The organism is Streptomyces sp. NPDC041200 (assembly GCF_055591805.1).
This window is the reverse complement of record NZ_JBVIZF010000018.1, coordinates 89423-108126: the sequence shown is the minus strand read 5'-3', so window position 1 is coordinate 108126 and position 18704 is coordinate 89423. Positions and strand designations below refer to the sequence as shown.

16 protein-coding genes and 2 pseudogenes are annotated in these 18704 nt (G+C 69.7%); 4 read left to right on the top strand and 14 right to left on the bottom strand.

Going from position 1 to position 18704, the window contains the following annotated elements:
- Nucleotides 1-50 precede the first annotated feature (50 nt).
- The 10 genes and pseudogenes from ACZ6CL_RS30235 to ACZ6CL_RS30190 form a co-directional block, all read right to left on the bottom strand.
- Nucleotides 51-1076, bottom strand: coding sequence for a transketolase family protein (locus ACZ6CL_RS30235; protein WP_468941252.1), 1026 nt, complete (start codon nt 1074-1076; stop codon nt 51-53).
- Nucleotides 1073-1987 carry a transketolase gene (locus ACZ6CL_RS30230; protein ID WP_468941249.1) on the bottom strand — a complete coding sequence of 305 codons (915 nt, stop codon included), beginning with the start codon at nt 1985-1987 and terminating at the stop codon, nt 1073-1075. Before ACZ6CL_RS30230 ends, ACZ6CL_RS30235 begins: the two co-directional genes overlap by 4 nt.
- Nucleotides 1988-2031: 44 nt before the next feature.
- The gene (locus ACZ6CL_RS30225; RefSeq protein ID WP_468941246.1) at nt 2032-3384 is read right to left on the bottom strand and encodes an MFS transporter; all 1353 of its coding nucleotides are present in this window, start codon (nt 3382-3384) and stop codon (nt 2032-2034) included.
- A gap of 182 nt (nt 3385-3566) precedes the next feature.
- Complete coding sequence (locus ACZ6CL_RS30220; RefSeq protein WP_468941244.1) at nt 3567-4355, bottom strand: cyclase family protein; 789 nt, start codon at nt 4353-4355, stop codon at nt 3567-3569.
- Between the two features lie 31 nt (nt 4356-4386).
- The gene (locus ACZ6CL_RS30215; RefSeq protein ID WP_468941241.1) at nt 4387-5430 is read right to left on the bottom strand and encodes a substrate-binding domain-containing protein; all 1044 of its coding nucleotides are present in this window, start codon (nt 5428-5430) and stop codon (nt 4387-4389) included.
- Nucleotides 5431-5563: 133 nt separating this feature from the next.
- A complete protein-coding gene (locus ACZ6CL_RS30210; protein ID WP_468941238.1) occupies nt 5564-6589 on the bottom strand; it encodes an ABC transporter permease in 1026 nt (341 codons plus the stop codon).
- On the bottom strand, nt 6586-8127 hold the full coding sequence (locus ACZ6CL_RS30205; protein WP_468941235.1) for an ATP-binding cassette domain-containing protein: 1542 nt from the start codon (nt 8125-8127) through the stop codon (nt 6586-6588). Before ACZ6CL_RS30205 ends, ACZ6CL_RS30210 begins: the two co-directional genes overlap by 4 nt.
- A gap of 349 nt (nt 8128-8476) precedes the next feature.
- Nucleotides 8477-9569, bottom strand: a pseudogene (locus tag ACZ6CL_RS30200) (integrase core domain-containing protein).
- Nucleotides 9570-9879: 310 nt separating this feature from the next.
- A pseudogene (locus ACZ6CL_RS30195) lies at nt 9880-10396 on the bottom strand (deazapurine DNA modification protein DpdA family protein).
- Between the two features lie 213 nt (nt 10397-10609).
- Nucleotides 10610-10768 carry a hypothetical protein gene (locus ACZ6CL_RS30190; protein ID WP_468941232.1) on the bottom strand — a complete coding sequence of 53 codons (159 nt, stop codon included), beginning with the start codon at nt 10766-10768 and terminating at the stop codon, nt 10610-10612.
- A gap of 205 nt (nt 10769-10973) precedes the next feature.
- On the opposite strand from ACZ6CL_RS30190, the gene ACZ6CL_RS30185 reads away from it, so the two are divergent.
- Entirely contained in the window at nt 10974-11285 is a 312-nt protein-coding gene (locus tag ACZ6CL_RS30185) for an STAS domain-containing protein (RefSeq protein WP_468941331.1), read from the top strand.
- A gap of 108 nt (nt 11286-11393) precedes the next feature.
- Here ACZ6CL_RS30185 and ACZ6CL_RS30180 read toward each other — a convergent pair whose 3' ends face one another.
- Nucleotides 11394-12836 (bottom strand): NF041680 family putative transposase, encoded by a 1443-nt coding sequence (locus ACZ6CL_RS30180; RefSeq protein ID WP_468941229.1) that lies wholly within the window; start codon nt 12834-12836, stop codon nt 11394-11396.
- A gap of 265 nt (nt 12837-13101) precedes the next feature.
- Complete coding sequence (locus ACZ6CL_RS30175; RefSeq protein ID WP_468941226.1) at nt 13102-13527, bottom strand: MerR family transcriptional regulator; 426 nt, start codon at nt 13525-13527, stop codon at nt 13102-13104.
- Nucleotides 13528-13588: 61 nt separating this feature from the next.
- On the opposite strand from ACZ6CL_RS30175, the gene ACZ6CL_RS30170 reads away from it, so the two are divergent.
- Nucleotides 13589-14359 carry a methyltransferase domain-containing protein gene (locus ACZ6CL_RS30170; protein WP_468941328.1) on the top strand — a complete coding sequence of 257 codons (771 nt, stop codon included), beginning with the start codon at nt 13589-13591 and terminating at the stop codon, nt 14357-14359.
- A 158-nt stretch (nt 14360-14517) separates the two neighbouring features.
- Here the strand turns inward: ACZ6CL_RS30170 and ACZ6CL_RS30165 are convergent, their stop codons facing one another.
- The gene (locus ACZ6CL_RS30165; protein WP_468941224.1) at nt 14518-14862 is read right to left on the bottom strand and encodes a hypothetical protein; all 345 of its coding nucleotides are present in this window, start codon (nt 14860-14862) and stop codon (nt 14518-14520) included.
- 51 nt (nt 14863-14913) lie between these two features.
- Here ACZ6CL_RS30165 and ACZ6CL_RS30160 point away from each other — a divergent pair, with 51 nt between their 5' ends.
- Nucleotides 14914-15504: a LysR substrate-binding domain-containing protein gene (locus tag ACZ6CL_RS30160; protein ID WP_468941221.1), complete on the top strand. Its 591-nt coding sequence runs from the start codon at nt 14914-14916 to the stop codon at nt 15502-15504.
- A 336-nt stretch (nt 15505-15840) separates the two neighbouring features.
- On the opposite strand, the gene ACZ6CL_RS30155 is transcribed toward ACZ6CL_RS30160, so the two are convergent.
- Nucleotides 15841-17472 (bottom strand): MFS transporter, encoded by a 1632-nt coding sequence (locus tag ACZ6CL_RS30155; RefSeq protein WP_468941219.1) that lies wholly within the window; start codon nt 17470-17472, stop codon nt 15841-15843.
- A 300-nt stretch (nt 17473-17772) separates the two neighbouring features.
- Between ACZ6CL_RS30155 and ACZ6CL_RS30150 the strand changes: the two genes are divergently transcribed.
- Nucleotides 17773-18357, top strand: a complete 585-nt coding sequence (locus ACZ6CL_RS30150; protein WP_468941326.1) for a TetR/AcrR family transcriptional regulator — start codon at nt 17773-17775, stop codon at nt 18355-18357.
- Nucleotides 18358-18704 lie beyond the last annotated feature (347 nt).

Below are 18704 nucleotides of genomic sequence, written 5' to 3'. Positions count from 1 at the left end.
GGGTGGAATGGGGAGTGGAGAAGGGAGTGAGCGCGGATGCCCCGCGCGGGTCAGAGTTCGCGGCGGACGCGTTCCTTGATCGCCGCGACGGAGAGGCCGTAGCGGTCGTGGAGGGTGGGCAGTGCGCCCGCGGCGAGGAACTCGTCGGGCAGTCCGATCGGGACGATGCGGGCCGTCTGCTGGGCGAAGGCCAGGCTGGAAGCCACGGACTCGGCGAGGCCTCCGACGACACTGTGGTTCTCAAGGGTCACCACGAGGCGCCCCGTGCCGGCCTCCCGCAGCACCGTCTCGCGGTCGAACGGCTTGATCGTCGGCACGTGCAGAACGGCGACGTCGACATGGTCGGCTTCGAGTTCCGCCGCCGCCTTCAGGGCCCGTACCGTCATCAGACCGGTCGAGATGAACAGCACGTCACGGCCGCCACGCAGCTGCGCCGCCTTGCCGAGTTCGAACCGGTAGTCGTACTCGTCCAGGACGGTGGGCACCGCCCCGCGCAGCAGTCGTGTGTAGGTGGGGCCGGGGTGGGCGGCCAGTGCCGGGACGGCCTGTGCGATGTCGACGGAGTCCGCGGGGTCGACGATCGTCAGGCCGGGCATGCCGCGCAGGATGGCCAGGTCCTCGGTCGCCTGGTGGCTGGGCCCGTAGCCGGTGGTCAGTCCGGGGAGCGCGCCGACGACGTTGACGTTGAGGTGCGGCTCGGCGATGTCCAGGCACAGGAAGTCGTAGGCGCGGCGGGTGGCGAAGACGGAGTAGGTGGAGGCGAACGGGGTCAGGCCCACCTCGGCCAGCCCCGCTGCCGCGCCCAGCATCACCTGTTCCGCCATGCCCATCTGGAAGAAGCGGTCGGGGTGGGCCTCGCGGAAGATGTGCATGTCGGTGTACTTCGCCAGGTCCGCCGAGAGTCCGACCACGTCGGGGCGTTCCTCGGCGAGCTGTGCCAGCGCGTGCCCGAAGGGTGCCTTGGTGGTGCGCTGTCCCTCTTCGGCGATGGAGGCGATCATCGCGGAGGTGGTGAGCCTCCGCTTGGGGGCCTGGGCCGGCGTGGGTGCGGCGTGAGTCGGCGCGGGGTTGTTCATCGAGCGAGTCCCTCTCCGTGGGTGGTTGCGCGGTCGGAGTCGGCGCCGCCCCGGTGACGCTGGGTCAACTGATCGCGGGCGGCCTGCCATTCGTGTTCCTCCACCCGCATGAAGTGCGCCTTTTCCCGGGTCTCCAGCATCGGCACACCGCACCCGATCCTGGTGTCGCAGATGAGCGCAGCAGGTGATCCGCGGTGTTCGCGCAGGCTGTCGAAGGCCGCGAGGAGCGCGTCGATGTCGTTGCCGTCCACGCGGATGGCATGCCAGCCGAACGCCTCCCACTTGGCCGTGACCGGCTCGGTGCGCAGGACGCCCGTGGTCGGGCCGTCCGCCTGAAGGGCGTTGACGTCGACGATGGCGGTGACGTTGTCCAGCCCGTGATGGGCGCAGGCCAGCGCGGCCTCCCAGGTGGAGCCCTCGTCGAGTTCGCCGTCGGAGAGCAGGTTGTACACGCGGGCGTCGCTGCCCTGGTGGCGCAGGCCGAGGGCCATGCCGGTGGCTACGCCCAGACCGTGTCCCAAGGAGCCACCGGAGATCTCCATGCCGGGGGTGTACGAGGCCATGCCCGACATGGGCAGACGCGAGTCGTCACTTCCGTAGGTGGCGAGTTCGCCGGCGTCCAGCACGCCCGCCTCGGCGAGCGCCGCGTACAGCGCGATCGCGTAGTGCCCGATCGACAGCAGGAACCTGTCACGCCGCGGCCACTCCGGATCGTGGGGACGGTGGTTGAGGACGTCCTGGTAGACGACGGCCAGGACGTCGGCCACGCCCAGGGCCTGTCCGATGTAGCCCTGCCCTTGGGTCTCCCCCATGTCCAGCGCGTGCATACGGATGCGGTAGGCGGATTCCTTCAAAGCGCGCACCCGCTCGGCGGGCGACACCCCCGTCACGGGGGTGGCCTGAGTGGTCATCGCGGACATCCTCTTTTCTTCTCTCGGTGAGCGGTCTTGAGGTCTCAGTGGGCGGCCTTGAGCGCGGGTTCGGTGGACGCCGTCACGGCCCGGTCGGTCTCCCGGCGCTCCGCCTCGCCCCATGTCTCGCGCGTCACCAGCGTCGCCACGAAGCCCAGCAGGCCGTAGCAGGTGAACAGCACGGCGGGGCCGATCCACCCGGTGCCGGAGTACAGCGCGGTCGCGATCATGGGCGTGAATCCGGAGACCACCGCGGACAGTTGATAGGCCAGGGACGTTCCGGCGGTGCGGGTGTTGGTGGCGAACAGCTCGCAGAACCAGGCCCCCTGGACACCGGCCAGGCAGTTCTGGCAGACGACATAGCTGATCACGAAGGCGACCATGACCAGTGCCGCGGTCCCGGTGTTGACGAACAGGAAGAGCGGGATGCCCCAGACGACGCTCACGGCGCAGCCGAACAGGTAGACCGGGCGCCGACCGACCCGGTCCGACAGGCGGCCCCAGAGCGTGGTGGCCGCGATGCCGAGGGCCGCGGCCGTCACCAGCGCGGTGAGGGTGGTGGTGCTCGATACGTCGGGGGCGTCGCCGTCGTCCAGGTAGGACAGGACGAAGGTGACCGAGACGGCGTATCCCGCTGTCTCCGTGGTCCGCAGGCAGAAGGCCCGCAGAACGTTGCGCCAGTCCTCGCGGATCACTGTGAACAGCGGGTTCTTGACGAGTTCGCCGGACTCCTTGACCTCCTCGAACTGGGGCGACTCGTCGATCTTGAGCCGGATGAAGATACCCACGGCGATCAGGACGGCGCTGAGCAGGAACGGCACGCGCCAGGCCCAGGTGTCGTCCAGGGTGTGCCGGCTCAACAGGAACGCGAGGTTGGCGAGCAGCAGTCCGACCGGGAAGCCGGCTTGTGTGATGCCCGTGTACAGGCCGCGCCGGCGCCACGGGGCGTGCTCGAAGGTCATCAGGATGGCGCCACCCCACTCGGCGCCGAAGGCGAGCCCCTGGATCACGCGGACGGCCACCAGCAGGACCGGAGCCCAGACCCCGACCATCTGGTAGGTGGGCAGACAGCCGATCAGCACGGTCGCGATGCCCATCAGCAGCAGGGATCCGACCAGTACGGGCTTGCGGCCGACGCGGTCCCCGAGGTGGCCGGCGACGATACCGCCCAGAGGCCGGGCGGCGAAGCCGATCCCCAGCGTCGCGAAGGACAGCAGGGTCGCCGACAGCGGGTCGGAGTCGGGGAAGAACACGTCTCCGAAGTAGAGCGCCGCGGCCGTCCCGAAGCCGATGAAGTCGTATGTCTCGATGGTCGCGCCGACCCCGCATCCGACGGCGACCCTCAGCCGCTCGGGCGACCCGTGCGCCGCCTGTTGCGGCGCCCTGGACTCAGCCATGCCGATCCTCCTCGATCGTAAGCGGGTCATCTGTCCCCGACAATGGCAACTGCTGTCTGTTGACAGTCAACAGTCGAGAGAGATGCTGCGGCGCTGATGAAGCGCTGTCAACCCATCCGGCGAAGACCTATGTCATCTACTCGGGTAGCGCGCAGTTGCCTCCACGACGGGGAGGCGCCCCTCTACCGGGCCGCGGGCAACCAGCCGACCGCCCTGCCCGGCCCGCCGGACGACCTGGAAATCTTCAGCGGGAGGAACTGGAAGTGGGCTCCGGTGGCGGGAAGTTGGTCGAGTCTGGCGAGCCCTTCGATGAACACGGCACCACCGCCCAGGCCCTCGACATGGACCGGCCCGCCGTCGTGCGCGGCTCCCATGCTGGGGCCGTCCGTGCCGACGCAGCGCACTCCGCGATCGAGCAGGTGACGCATACAGTCGACGTCCGGTGCGGGCCACCCGGGCGACTGTTTCAGCACGGCGACGTCGTAGGCGTATCCGCGCCCGCCGTTACGGCTGGTGTAGTGGCGGTCCCAGCCGGTGCGGAACAGGGCGATGTCACCGGCTCGCAGCGCCCGGTGCCGCTTCTCCCAGGTCTCCACGTCGCTCTTGGTGATGAAGGGGCTGGCACCGGGATCGGCACCGCGCTCCTCGACGGCCGTGACGCCGATGACCGCGGCGGCGCCGCAGAAGACCCGCACATCGACCATGTCACCGGTGATCGGGTCCGATCCCGTGTGGGCGTGCTTCTCGACGAAGTGGGCCGGGGCGTCGAAGTGGGTCCCGATGTGCTCGTCCAGCAGCAGCGCCTCGGTGAAGTACGAGCCGCAGTGGCTGCGCAGCACGTGGTGCCCCTCGTCCACGTCATCGAACCAGTTCCAGATGTGCCGGAGAAAGGGGACATGAGGCGGCCAGGTGGTGGGCAGTCGTTCGTCGAGGGTGAGGGTGAGGTCGACGAGATCGTGATCGGTGAACATATCGGTCTCCGCGATGTCGGTTTCCGGTGGATCAGCTGTAAGGACCTGCCGACGGCGGGTAGGTCCGCCGCAAGACCTTCTGCGAGTCGGGCGAGTTCAGTGACTTGGTGGTGACCAGGGGCTCGGCGAGGGGGATGTTCTTGGTGATCGGCTTGCCGAGCATGGCGTTGACGTCCTGGGTGACCGCCTGCATCCCCTGTCCGACGGCCTCCTGCAAGAACAGTCCCTGGAGGGCGCCCTCCTTGAGCAGCGCGACGGTGGTGGGGCTGCCGTCGGCGGTGGCGAGAGCAACCTTGCCGACCAGCCGACGGGTCTTGAGTACCTTGGCGGCCCCCGTGCCGGCCGCGTCGTACATGCCGTAGATACCGGTAATGCCGGGATGGGCGGTGAGCAGGTCGTTGGTCTGGGAGACCGCCTCGCTGACGGTCAGGGTGCGGGCCTGCAGGATCTGCACCAGCTTGCAGCCCTCGCGGGCGAAGCTCTTCCGCGCTCCCCGCAGGTACTTCTGCGCGTTCTCCCTGTCCTGGGGCAGCGACAGCATGCCGACCTTGTTGCCGCCGCGCTGTTTGGCCTGTTCGCAGACGAAGCTGCCCTCCTCAACGCCGGTGCGGTAGTTGTCGGCGGTGATCGCTGAGGTGTAGTCGGTGGCTCCGGGCTGGGGGCCGATTCCGGCGAAGGAAATGGGCACCTTCGCGGCCTTGGCCGCCGCGAGGACCGGCGGGGTGCTGGTGGAGCTGACCGGACCGATAACGATCATGTCGGCTCCGGCGGCAATCGCGGTCTTGACGTTCGCGAGCTGTGCACCGGGCGAGTTGTTGGCGTTGTACTGGGTCACCCTTATGCCGTGTTTGCGAGCCTCCTGCCGGACCCCCGAGTAGACCCACTGCCAGTATGAGATGTCGAGTGACGGGGCGAGGTAGGCAAGCTTCAGACCCTTGACGGTCTTGGCCTGCCCTTGGGCGGCCGAGTTGCTGTCCTGACATCCGGCCGCGGCCAGGACCGTGGCCAGGACGGTTGCCGACAGGGCGAACGATCTACGAGCCCGACGGGCACTGCGGGAGCGGGTGGAGCGCATGGGGGCGTCCTTTCCGGAGGACGGGATGGGGAACTCGGGAGGGGGATCTGAAGCCGCCCATGGGGAAACCGTGGACAGGGAGCTGGGGCCTTGGTGGAGCCTGGTGGCAGGAGGTCCCTCGTCGGCCGGGTCATCAGGCGCCGCGGGTGCGGCCGCGGCGGGTGACGCGCTCGGCGAGTACCGCGAGGAGGATGACCAGTCCGGTGATGGTGCCCTGGTAGAAGCTGTTGACCCCGAGCAGGTTCACCGCGTTCTGGATCACCGTGACCAGTACCGCGCCGGTGAGGGCGCTGGCCGCGGAGCCCACCCCGCCGAACAGGCTGGCGCCGCCGATGACGACGGCGGCGATGGCCTGTAGCTCCAGGCCGTTCCCGGCGGTGGCTTCGGCGTTGGCCAGATAGGACACCGACAGGACGGCGGCGAACGCGGCCAGGAGCCCGGAGGCGGTGTAGGCGACCAGCTTGATGCCGCGCACCGGCACCCCGATGAGCCTGGCGGCACGCTCGTTGCTGCCCACCGCGTACAGCCAGCGGCCCTGGGTCGTGCCGGACAGCACCAGTTGCAGCAGGACGACCAGCACGATCACGTACAGCAGGTAGTTGGGGACCCCCAGGTAGTGACCGGAGTTGATGGAGCCGAAACTGGTGGAGGCGACCGGCTGGGAGTTGCCGCTGGTGACCACGAAGGCCAGGCTGGCCGCCACCGAGTAGGTGACCAGGGTGACGATGAACGGGGCCAGTCCGAGCACGGCCACGCACACCCCGTTGACGAGCCCGCACAAGGCGCCCACGGCGAGCGCGCCCAATACCGCGACGCCGGCGGGAACGTGGTGGTTGACCAGGGCGGCGGCGACGATTCCGGTCAGTGAGAACACCGATCCGACGGAGAGGTCGATCCCGGCCGTGACGATGACGAGCAGCTGGCCCAGGGCGATGATGACCAGGGGCGCGGCGCTCTGGGCGATGTTGGCGATGTTGCCGCTGCTGATCGCGGCTGATTGAACGGTGCTGAGCAGGAGTTCGACCAGGATGCAGGCGAAGGCGATGACCAGCTCCACCCGGAACCGGGCGGCGGCCCGCAGCAGGCGTGGACCACCGCGGTGAAAGGGCTGGACCGGGCCGGATGTGATGTCGTTCGGGTCGGTGCGGACAGTGGTCACCGAGTTCCTCCTTCTGCGGATCCTGCGTGGCCTGCGGGGCGCACGGGCTCTACGGAGACTGCGGGCAGAGGTCGCGTCCCGGCGGTGGGGATGCTGCTCGCGTTCAGGGCGTCGACGATCTGCGTCTCGGTGAGCTGGGCGCCGGAGAGGGTCGCGGTGACCTGGGCACCGACGAGCACGTGCACGCGATGACAGCGGGCAGCCAGCTCCTCGGGGTCGGAGGACCACCACAAGGCGCCGCCGCCGTCGGCGGCGATTTCGTCGATGGCCTGGAAGATGTCCACCTTGGCGTGGAGGTCGACGCCCCGGGTGGGATCGTCGAGCAGCAGCAGCCGTACTCCCAGCGGGGCCCAGCGGGCGAACAGCATCTTCTGCTGGTTGCCGCCGCTGAGTGCCCCGGGCGGGGCGGTCAGATCGGGCAGTTTGATGGTGAACCGGTCGACCAGCCGCCGAGCGGCGGCCACGTCCGGGCGAGCGATCAGGCGTCGTCGGGCGACTCGCTGCGGGCCGACGAGATGTTCCAGCACGCTGAGGTTTCCCCAGACGCCGTCGCGGGCCCGGTTGCCCGAGACATAGCCGACGCCCGCGCGCAACGCGCGCTGTGGCGACCAACGGCCAGTGGGCCGGCCCAGGACCCGCATCGTCTGACCGGGCGGGTGGGGGCGGTCACCCCAGGCCCGAAGCAGCAGGTCGCTGGCGGCACTGGGATCGAGCGAGGTGATCCCGACGACTTCGCCGGGGCCGACTCGCAGGGGCGCCTCGGCGTCAGGCAATTCAAACAGGGGCGGCCCACCGGTCACCGCGTCTGCCACCGGCGTCGGCCGGTCGAGCGCCCGGGCAGCGTCCCCGACCATGGCCGTCAGCAAGGCTTGGTCGTCGATGTCGGTCAACGGCACCCGATCCGTCACCGTGCGCCCGTCCCGCAGCACGGTGGCCACATCGGCCACCTCGCGGATCTCCCGGAAGCGGTGACTGACCAGCACCACGCCCACCCCGTCGGCGGTCAGCCCGCGCAGCACGGTGAACAACCGCTCCACCTGCGGCCGGTTCAGCGAGGCGGTGGGTTCGTCCAGGAGCAGCAGGCGGGAGCCCTGCGCGAGCCCGCGGGCGATCTCCACCATCTGTTGGCGGTCCAGCGGGAGGTCGCCGACCCGGGCGTCCAGGTCGATGACGGTGTCCTGGCCCAGGGAGGCCAGTGCCGCGCGGGCGGCTGCACGGGCTCGGCGTCGACGCCCCCGTGCCCGGCCGGCGAGCAGCAGTTCGTGGGTTGCGATGTTCTCCAGCACCGACAGATGCGGCAGCAGCGACAGCTCCTGGTAGACGATGGCCACCGACGGGCGATCGCGGGAGCCGCCGGCTGTGACCTCCAGGTCACCGGTGTCCGCGCTCTCGATACCGGCCACGATGGCGAGCAGAGTCGACTTGCCAGCGCCGTTGGCGCCGAGCAGCGCGTGCACCTCGCCGGCCTTGACGGTCAGGTCGACTCCGTCGAGCGCGCGGGTGGAGCCGAACGCTCTGGTCAGGCCGCGAACGGCCAAGAGAGAAGTATGGAGCGGAGGAGAGGGGGCGGTCATAGCTGTGACCTCGATTCGAGGTTTTCCAGGCCGATGGCGCGTGGCTGTGCGTACTCGCGCACCGAGACCGTGCCATTTGACCGAAAAATGACTTTCGGCTAACCATGAATCCTTTGTCGCGGTCATAGTGAGCGACCAAAATGCCGACTGTCAACAGACAGCAGATGATTGTTGGTCATCGTGACCGGGGACCGTGATCCTCGTCGGCCGGCACCAGCCCGGATCTCGGCTTCCACCTGCCGCCATGCCGGGCCGCCCGTAGCGCGCGAGGGGCCTCAGCATCCTGTGCCGCTCGAAAAGTGATCGCTGCACGTCATGCCGCATGTCTGTATTCGTTGATGAGGCCGCCGAGGATCCGGGTGCGCAGGACTTTATGGATGTGGAGGTCATGCGCCGCGGCGGGTTGTTCGTGAGCGTCGGGTGGTAGCTGGCAGCGGGCCTGATGGGGTCGGTGCTCGTTGTAGTGCCGCTCGTAGGCTGCGAAGACGTGGCGCGCGTGGGCCTCATTCATGATCAGGACGTGGTCGAGGGCTTCGCGCCGGATGCTGCCGATGATGTGTTCGCAGTGCGCGTTCATGCGGGGAGCTTGTGGCGCACTGTTGAGGATCTCCATCTCCTCGGCCTGGAAGACGGCGTCGAACGCCTCGCCGTACTTGCCATCGCGGTCGCGCAGCAGGAAGCGCAAGGAGTCGAGGCGTATGCCCAGGTCAGCGGTGAGGTTCCTGGCCTGCCGCACTGCCCAGTCCCAGGTCGGGCGGACGGTGACCCCGGTGATGCGCAGCCGCCGGGTGCCGTGCTCGAGGAACACCAGCGCGTACAACCGCCTGCCGAGTGCGGTGTCGATGTGGAAGAAATCCGCCGCGATGATGCCCTCGGCTTGCGCGGTCAGGAACGCGCGCCAGGTGGGACCTGAGCGACGTGGCGCGGGGTCGATGCCGACCGTGTTGAGGATCTCCCAGACCGTCGAAGCGGCGATCCGATACCCGAGTCGGGCCAGTTCACCTTGGATCCGCCTGTGCCCCCACCGCGGATTCTCCCGGGCCAACCGCACAACGAGTGTCTTGACCGTTGCCGGGGTGGGTGGGCGACCAATGCCCCGGCGCGCGGTGTAGTCCCACTTCGCGGCGATGAACCCGCCGGTGCCAGGCAAGCAGGATGCCGGGGGCGGCAGGGAAGAACTCGCGCCAGTGGCGTCGGGGTATCAGCCCGGACAGGGCGGCGAACCAGAACCGGTCGGCAGGCTCATAGCGGACCGGTCCGGTCAACTGGCGGCGCAGGACCGCGTTCTCGTGCCGCAGCACCAACAGTTCCGCGTCCTTCGCCGTCCCACGGCGGAGGAGTACCGATGGAACCGTCAGCAGCTTCCGGGTCACCTTGTACAGCAAGGACACGATCTTAGAAGGCATCATCCCAGCGGCCCGACCGCACCCCGCTCACCTGCGGCGATGACTTTTCGAGCGGCACAGAAAATGGCCTCCGACCTGCGAAAACGCTGGTCGGGACGACAGGATTTGAACCTGCGACCCCTTGCCCCCCCAGCGTGCGGCAATTCTCCCTCTATATTCTATTTTAGGAGTCTCGCAGACTTGCCGCACCGTCAAGCTCCGTACGATGCCGTACACGGAAGCGGTCAAGTGGCACATGGAGCAGCTTCGACGCGGCGCATCGCGCCCCACCGAACAACGCAACTACCCAGGTTTCGAACCTATGAGACCGCTACCAGCACCCGACACCTGACCAGGGCGGATGTAATATTCGGCACCCACACTGTCGGCGGCACACGCTGCCCAGCCCCACAGTCGGGTAGGTCATCAGGTCGATTCCGGCCGCTGCGTAGAGGTCCATGCAGCCCAGGTAGTCCTCGATGCCCCACCCCTGGATCACCGGGATGAACGGCAGATCCGGCGCCAAGTCGCGCAGGCGCAGGAAGTTGTCCACGGTGCGGCGCTGGTGATCAGGCACGTCGAGACCGGTCTTTGGCGAGCATGACCGGCTCGCACATCCAGTCCATCGGCGCGGCCCACTCCAGGTTGCCGTTCTCGGTGGCGTACCGGCGCACCGCCGCCACGTAGTCCTCCGCCGCCGTACGCGACCCACCGAACATGCTCAGCTCGGTGAACCCGCCGGAGTCCAGCGCCCAGCCGGTGCGGGCGCGAGGAAGGGTACGGCGGCCGGCCAGACGGCGATGCGAGGCGAACAGCGGCACGTCCAGCTCGGCCAGCCAGTGCGGCATGTGCGCACCGAGGAGATCCGCCGGCTGCGGGCGGAGAACCGTCGGCTCAACCCCCGCAACGGCTGCTCGTCGCCTTCATCGACGAGCAGCGTTCACCTGACGGTTCTGACCGACCGGGTTGAAGGTTGCATCGCTGGTCACCGGACGGAGATCCGCCCCATCCCGCCGTCCGCAACAACGCCAGACGATGGACAAGATCGAGTGATCCGACAATCAATTGGCTGGTACTGGCTCGGTGTGGCCGTTGAGAGCCTTCTCGACGTCGGCGGCGACCAGATAGTGGTTGTTGAGCGCGATGGCGGCGGCGGACCCGGCGGCCGCGGCGTTGATCAGCTGGGCGGTGTGGTCCACGACGTTGCCGGGCGCCCACACGCCGTCGATGCTGGTGTCCGGGGTCGTTGCGCGAACAGTCCCTCAGCCTCGGCCGCGGAGGAGCGCTTACCCCCGCGGAGACGCCCCCGCATCCCGCATGGCCGCTGACCTCTCCGGTGGGGTGGACAGGGCCACTGGTCTGGGCGTTTCCTGGACGCAGCCTCGCGCCGAGGAGGCAGGCCGGTGCACGAGATGATCAGGGTGGATCGGAAAGCCACCGCGACCCGGCAGCTGCCGGGTCGCGGTGTCGGGGGAGCTTGACCTTGTGACCGCCGGCGACGTGCGTCAGGCACTCCAGAACGCCGTCGGGGAGAACCATGTGGTGGTTGTCGACCTCGGTGGGCTGACGTTTTGCGACTGCACGGGGCTGAGCGCGCTGCTGGCCGCCGCCCGCACCGCTCGAGCTGGTGACGTCGAGCTGCGGCTATGCGCCGTCCCGCATTTCCTCGCCCGCATCCTGCGGCTGTCCGGCACCCGCGGTTCGTTCACCATCGAAGAGAGACACGGCCCGTCATAGAGCTGCCCCTGGAACATCGGCTTCGGGCGGAACCGTCCGAAGCGACGCCCCCCTGAGCTGCACGAACCAGGCCAGGGATGAGAAACAGCTTCTCAACTTGTTCTTTATCTACCAAGATCTTCCGGGCTTGCCGATGGCCTTGAGGGTCTCGGGGCGTTTGACGGTTTTGCCGACGTCGTAACGGGGTGCCCGGTGTCTGTTCTTGGCGCCGGGCGGCCGTCCGGGGCCGACGCCTCGGGGTTGGGGAACACGGGTCGGGCAGGCGAGGTGAGCGCGGATGTTCCTGAACCCCCGGCGGACCCGGGCGGGCGTAAGCCGGTCGGTGGCGGTGGGCTTCTCCCACGGGCGGCGGAGGTCGGCGGCGAGGGGACGGGCGAGCCGGAGCTGGGTGTGAGCGACGATCAGGATCCAGGTCCAGCGGTCCGCCGCCTCCGGGCTGCGGAGTTTCGGAGTGGTCCGGCCGAGGGTCTGCTTCGCGAAGCGGAAGGTGTGTTCCAGGTCGAAGCGGCGGAGGAACGCCTGCCAGCAGCGGTCCACGTCGTCCGGGGCGGCGCCGGTCCTCGAGGACCAGAGCCAGACCGGTGGAGCGTCCCGGTCCTTCGACAGGTGCCCGACGCTCAGCCGGATCAACGTTCCCTCGACCAGGGGCAGTTCACCGTCGTGGTCGAGCCAGGAAGAGCGGTGGGTGAGCCGGGGATGAACCCGATCCCATGCCTGGGTCCGAGCCTTGCCGTAGTTGGTGGTGGCGGCGACGGTGGTGATCGCGGGCTCGGGCCAGGCCTCCGGCTTGGCGAAGCGGAATTCCGGGCCGTGCTTGGGAGGCCGGCCGTTGACACCGTGCCGCCGCGGCGGCTTCGGCAGACGCATGACGCGGTCGGAGCGGACACGGCCGACCATCTCGACGGGCAGGTCGCGCAGGACCCAGGCCAGGCGGGTGACGTCGTATCCGGCATCGCCGACGATCATGATGTCCGGGTCCCCGGCCCGCCACTGGCCCGCGGTGATGAGCCGCTCGACGACTCCTCGGAGCTGGTCGGCGGTGACCGCGGTCGCGTCGTCCGCCGGTCCGAGCCGGACCGCGTCCAGGATCGCGGTCCAGGACGTGGCCCCTGGCTCCAGCACGGCCACGAAGGAGTAGGGCCAGCCTGGGATGAACTGCGAGGCCGCCTTCGCGCGGCCGTAGACGTGGCAGAACAGCCGTTCCGCCGAGCACGGCGCGTCCGAACGCAGCCACGGCGACACGTCGACCGCCAGGACCAGGCGCCCGCCGTCGAAACGCGGGAGCGACAGCCCGGCCAGGACAGTTCGCAGCCGGTCCATGTCGATCCGGCCGTGATTCAGGCCGCCGTACATCGCTCCGTGCCCACGTCGATGCTCGGGCAGCAGTGTCAGGTCCACCGGAGACCTCACCGCCCCCTCCGCGCACAGCACAGCGTCCACCAGCTCGAACAACTCATCGCGCCGGGCGGTCAGACACTCGTAGAACTCGCCCCGGAAGCGTGACGCTTCCCCGAACGCTTCCCTCCGGACGGCATCAGGCAGCAAACTCACCCTCACGGCCTTCGTCTTGATCGGTGCACCTTGGTCGGAGCACAGGATCAGACGAAGGCCGCCCCCACGTCCGGCGAATCCCCAGGTGAGCGACCCAGTTCGAGGCGTCGTTCGAGGCCGGAAGCAAAAGAACAAGTTAAGTGCGTGTTTCTGATCCTCGGCCAGTGTCAGTGCCGTCGTACGAACTCAAGCGGCTCCGGCTCGTCGTCGGTCAGACCTGTACGCTCCTCGCCCGGCTCGGGCCGGGTCGTGCTCAATCGCCCCGCTAAGCAGGCGACTTTCCGCCTCGCGCTCGCCCGTGCGCCGGCACTTGGGAGCTGACCTGCTCGGCGATGAGCCGCCGGTAGTTCGGGCACTGGGTGACGTCCTCGTACTCGCAGTTCAGGCCACCCTCGATGAGCTCCAATGAGGCCCGGGCGGCGGCGATCCTCGATCGGAGCCCTTCGGCCTCGGCACGCAGGATCTCGTGGCGGGTAGCGCGCTCGACGGTGGCGGACAGGCTCCTGATGGTGTCCAGGCCTAGGCCGGCGTCCTTGAATATGAGGATCGTCGCCACGCGGGTGAGGTCGTCCGCGCCGTAGCGGCGGCGTCCGCCTGCGTCCCGTACGGGGTGCAGCAGGCCCATCGACTCCCAATGCCGCAGGACGTGCGTGGCGAGACCGAACCGTGCCGCAAGAGATCCGATGCTCATCGCGCTCGCGCCGTTGTCTCCGCTTGACTTCATGTTGACATTAAGTCGTAGCTTGGCGTCCATGTCCAAGAACCAGGAAGCGGTGGAAGAGCACCGCGACACCGAGGCCATGCTGGCCCTCCTCGACGCGGCGGACCAGATGCCGAGCGCCAGCCTGCTGCGGGCCCGCTCCTACGAACTGCTGTCTCTTGTCCCGGGCTCGTCTGTCGTGGACATCGGCTGCGGTGCCGGGCGGGCCGTCGCCGAGCTGGCCGAGCGTGGCGTCCACGCGGTGGGCGTGGATCCCGATCCGTGGATGCTGGCCGCGGCCCGGAAACGGTGGCCGGCGGCCGAGTTCCGGGAGGCGGGGGCGGAGGATCTGCCGTTCGCTGACGGAAGTGTGCGCGGCTACCGTGCCGACAAGGTCTTCCAATTTCTTCAGGAGCCGGGGCGCGCGGTGGCGGAAGCGCGGCGCGTCCTCTGCCCGGGCGGCAGGATCGTCCTGGTCGGGCAGGACTGGGACGCCATCATGGTCGACTCTGATGATGCGGCGCTCACCCGCACGATCGTGCACGCCCGAGCCGACCTCCTGGGCACGCCCCGCGCCGGCCGCCAGTACCGCAACCTGCTCCTGGACGGCGGCTTCAACGACGTCACCGTCGAGGTGCACACCAGCGTGTTCACCGATCCTGCGATGCTGTCGTTGCCCACCATGCTCGCCGAGCAGGCCTGCACGAGCGGTGCCGTCGGCCGTGATCAGGCCGATGAGTGGCTCGCCGAACAGCGCCGACGCGCCGAGGCCGGCCGCTTCCTCATTGCCATTCCGTTCTTCGTGGCTGCCGCCTCCGCTTAGAGAGCAGATGGAGCACGGGCTGCGGGGATCCGCTTGACCGGGGAACGGTGACCACGCCTGTCAGGCACTCGTGGCCGATGTGGGTTTCCTTGGCCAGCTGGGGGTGGCCCCCTTCCGTGCGAGACGCCTGGTCATGAGGGTGATGACGGCCCAGGTGATCAGGGTCTCAGTACTGGATGCCGTTCGTAGTCCCGGGCATGGCGGCGTGCGTGCATCATCCACGCGAGCGACCTCTCGACGACCCAGCGGCGGGGCAGCACGACGAAGCCAGAGGCGTCCTTGGGGCGGCTGACCGGCTTGACGGTCAGGTTGAGGTGCTGTTTCGCCCAGTCGACGAGCTTTCCGGCGTAGGCGGGCGAGGGCGGCGAGGGCCGGGACGAGCAGATGCCCGAGGAGAACGCGGTGATCGTCACCGGCCCTGTCGAACGGCCGGTGAGCTCGGCGAGTTCACGGCGGGCCTCCGCCTGGTCGTCGAGTACGACGGCGACGATCCCGATCCGCACGAGCAGTGGCGCGACCTGGCGTCCGCGCCGATCGCCGACGACGAGTACCGCGTGGTCACCCCGGCCGACTGGTCACCGTCGCCCCGCTCGGTCAGGGACCTCGCCGACCGCCCCTGGGTGACCGCCCCGCCCGGCACGGCGTGCGGCCGTGCCCTCGCGCGCATCTCCGTGCAGTACGCCTACACCCCGAGCCGTGCCCACACCGCTCGGGGTGTAGGCGTACTGCCCCTGGTCCGGGCGGGCCTCGGCGCGGCCGTGGTCCCCACTCTCGCCCTCACCGGCGCCCCGCCCGAAACCGTGGCCCTGCCCACGGTCCCGGTGGCGGGCCACCGCCGCATCGCGGCCGTATGGCCCGTTTCCCCGTCCGGCCCACAACCCCGAACCGCGGCCGTGGTCGAGGCCCTCCGCCAGTCGGCCGAGAGCTGGGGCTCAGGCCTGCGCCTTGAGGGGGACGGGTGTGACGTGCGTGGCTCCGTCGCGGGGGTGCGAGCAGCTGAGGGTGACGGCGGCAGAGGGGTGCCGACGCGAGCGGCGCCGTGGGGCGCGAGGCTCAGAGGGCGGGGGCGCGAGCAAGGCCGCAGGGCCGCAGGGCGGTGGCACGACGCCGCCGCGTGGGTGCGAGCAGCGGCGGGTGCGGCATAGCGGAGTGCGGCGTAGCAGTGGGTGCGGCGTAGCGGAGGAGAACGGCGGTCGCCTGTCGTCGCAGGGCGGCGTCTGCGGCGACTGCCGCTGTCACCTCACGGCCCTTGGCCTCCGGGCCGCCCCGGAGGAGAGCCCCGGGGCGGCCCGGAGGCCAAGGACGGTGAGGTGTTCCGGCAGGAGACCCGCTGGCCGTGGACCGTGGACCACGCCCGCGCCCTGCGCGTCTCGCGCCGCCGGGCTCCTGCCCGACGCACCCGGCGGGCGATCCGGCGGAGGCGGTGCCCGGCGACCCGGCGGACGCGTCCCCGGCGATCCAGTGGACGCCCCGCCGGCGATCTAGCGGGTGGACCCGGTGTGCTCCCGCACAGTCGCCGCCTCGCTCGCCGTCGTCCCGGTCCCCGGCTCGGCGCTCTTCCTCGCGAACCCGCGCCGGCCCGGCAGGACCGCGAGGACGATCAGTGTTCCGGCGGCCATGATGATCCCGCCGATGAGGCTGGCCTGGGCGACTCCGTGGGCGAAGGCCTGGTGGACGGCGTCCACGGCGGCCTGGGCCTGCTGGGGCCCGGCGGAGGGATCCTGCGCGACCCGCTCCGCGACGGCCAGGCCGGCGCCGACCGAGTCCTTGGCGGTCTCCATCGCCTCCGCCGGGAGCCGGTTGCCCACCAGGTCGGTCAGCTCGTCCCGGTAGGCCGTGCCCAGCAGCGAGCCCAGCACCGCGATGCCCAGCGCCCCGCCCAGCTCCAGCGCGGTGTCGTTGACACCGCCGCCGACGCCCAGCTCGGACTCGGGGAAGGAGCCCATGATCGTGTCGGTCGCCGGGGAGATGGCCAGTCCGAGCGCGAGGCCCAGCATCATCATCGGCGCCAGGAAGTCCCCGTACGTCGACCCCTTGTCGATCTGGGTGAGCAGGAACATGCCCGCCGTGCCGACGGCCAGGCCGGTCACGACCATCGCCTTCACCCCCAGCTTCGGGGTGAGCATCCCGGTCACCGCGGACCCGAGGAACACCGCACCGGCCAGCGGCAGCAGCCGTACACCCGTGTCCAGGGCGCCGTAGCCGAGGACGAACTGCAGGAACTGCGTCGCGTAGTAGATCACGGCGAACATACCGAAGAAGAAGAACATCACCGCGAGCATCGAGCCGCTGAAGGGCCGCAGCGCGAACCTTCGGACGTCCAGCATCGGGTGCGGGTGCCGCAGCTCCCAGGCGACGAAGGCGGCCAGACCGACACCGGCGACCACGGCGGCGGTGACGGGGCCGACGCCCCAGCCGGAGTGCGGGCCCTCGATGGCGGCGTAGATCAGGGAGCCGACGGTGACGATCGACAGCAGACCACCGACGTAGTCGATCCGGCCCATGCCCTCCGCCTTGGACGGCGGTACCAGGGCGAGCGCGCCGAACACGGCGAGGACGGCGATCGGCACGTTGATCAGGAAGGTCGAGCCCCAGGCGTGGTCCTCAAGCAGCCAGCCGGAGACCAGCGGGCCGACGGCTACCGCCAGCCCGGAGGTCGCGGCCCAGGCGGTGATGGCCTTGGTCCGCTCGCTCCGGGGGAAGGTCGCGACCAGCAGGGACAGCGTGGCCGGCATCACGACCGCGGCACCGACACCCATGATCGCGCGGGCCGCGATGACCAGCGAGGTCTCGTCGACCATGCTCCCCATCACCGAACCGCCGGCGAAGATCAGCAGCCCCAGCACCAGCGCGCCGCGCCGGCTGTACTTGTCGCCGATCGAGCCCAGCACCAGCATCAGCGCCGCGTACGGAACGGTGTAGGCGTCGACGACCCACTGCAGATCACTGCTGCTCAGGCCCAGGTCGGTGGTCATGTCGGGGGCGGCGACGATCAGCGACGTGTTCGCCATCACCGTGATCAGCAGGCTCAGGCACAGCACGAGCAGCGCCCACCAGCGCCGCGCGTACGGCCCGGTCATCTTCTCCACGGGGGTGTTCGCAAGGAAGGGCATCAGTAGCTCCTAAGAGGGACGGGGTGGACGAGCGGAAGCACTTAATTGCCCATCGATGTGCAGATTAGTTTATTGCCCCTCGCTGTGCAACTATCACGATGACTCCCTCCTCCCACCCGCCCTCGAGGTACCGACGTGACCAGCCGACCAGCACGAACACCGACGACGAGGCCGAGACGGTCTCCGGCCCGGCCCCACGAGACGCCGCCCCCTCCTGCTCCGACTCCGACTTCGTCCCCCTCGCCGACTTCGACCTCGACTTCGGCGCAGCGTCGGGACGCGCGGGCCACCCGTGCCCGGATCCTCGACGCGGCTCGGCGGGAACTGACCCGCGACCCCGACAGCCGCCTGGAGGACATCGCCGCCGCCGCCGGTGTGGCCCGGCGCACCGTGTACGTCCACTTCGCCTGCCGGGCCGCGCTCGTCGAGGGCCTGGCCGCCGAGGCCGCGGAGGCGATCCGGCGCGCCGTCGCGGGTGCCCCGGCCCCGACCCCCGACGCCGTCGCGGACCTGGCGCGATTCGTCCTCATGGTGTGGCCCGTCGGCGACCGCTACCGCACCCTGATCCGGCTGGCCCGCGGCCATGACCTCGCACGCGCACGCGTCGACGAACTGCTGACCCCCGCCCGCGACATGGCCACGAGGGTCTTCGCCCACGGCTGTCGACAGGGCGTCTTCCAGACCACCGTCCCGCCCGTCCCGCTCGGCCGAGCCATCGAGGCCCAACTGCTGGCCCTGCTCGACTGCGTCGACCGCGGCCTGTGGTCCGACGACGGCACCGGCGCCGCCACCGCCGCCCTCATCGCCGCCGGAGTCGCCCCGGACACCGCCGCCGCGAAGGTCGATCAGGTACGGAAGTCCGGGTCGCCCCCGAGTCCCGTCTGAAACCCCGCCCCCGTACCCCAATCACCCGAATGTCCGCCCCGAACTCCCCGCCCCCCGAACTCCTTTGAAGGATTGCCGATGCACCACCCCCCTCGGCCGGCTGGACATCACGGCAACACACGACATCCCCGCCCATGACTCGGACCGCCCGCTGCCGGTGACCGAACTCGCCGTACGGATGGACGGGTTGGAGAAGTCGGACGACGCAGCAAGGCCCGGGTCCGCTCGGCGGAGGCGACCGTCTTCCTGTCGTACGCGGACCTGCCCTCTGCCTGGAACTGCCCCAGGGCTACGGCGGCCTCCGGCAACCGCGTCACCTTCAAGGACTTCAAGGTCGCGGGCCGCGT

What these genes read in the sequence shown, in the direction of transcription:
- ACZ6CL_RS30235 (WP_468941252.1), bottom strand. Translation starts at nt 1,076, where the DNA reads ATGAACAACCCCGCGCCGACTCACGCCGCACCCACGCCGGCCCAGGCC.
- ACZ6CL_RS30230 (WP_468941249.1), bottom strand. Translation starts at nt 1,987, where the DNA reads ATGACCACTCAGGCCACCCCCGTGACGGGGGTGTCGCCCGCCGAGCGG.
- ACZ6CL_RS30225 (WP_468941246.1), bottom strand. Translation starts at nt 3,384, where the DNA reads ATGGCTGAGTCCAGGGCGCCGCAACAGGCGGCGCACGGGTCGCCCGAG.
- ACZ6CL_RS30220 (WP_468941244.1), bottom strand. Translation starts at nt 4,355, where the DNA reads ATGTTCACCGATCACGATCTCGTCGACCTCACCCTCACCCTCGACGAA.
- ACZ6CL_RS30215 (WP_468941241.1), bottom strand. Translation starts at nt 5,430, where the DNA reads ATGCGCTCCACCCGCTCCCGCAGTGCCCGTCGGGCTCGTAGATCGTTC.
- ACZ6CL_RS30175 (WP_468941226.1), bottom strand. Translation starts at nt 13,527, where the DNA reads ATGAGCATCGGATCTCTTGCGGCACGGTTCGGTCTCGCCACGCACGTC.
- ACZ6CL_RS30170 (WP_468941328.1), top strand. Translation starts at nt 13,589, where the DNA reads ATGTCCAAGAACCAGGAAGCGGTGGAAGAGCACCGCGACACCGAGGCC.
- ACZ6CL_RS30155 (WP_468941219.1), bottom strand. Translation starts at nt 17,472, where the DNA reads ATGCCCTTCCTTGCGAACACCCCCGTGGAGAAGATGACCGGGCCGTAC.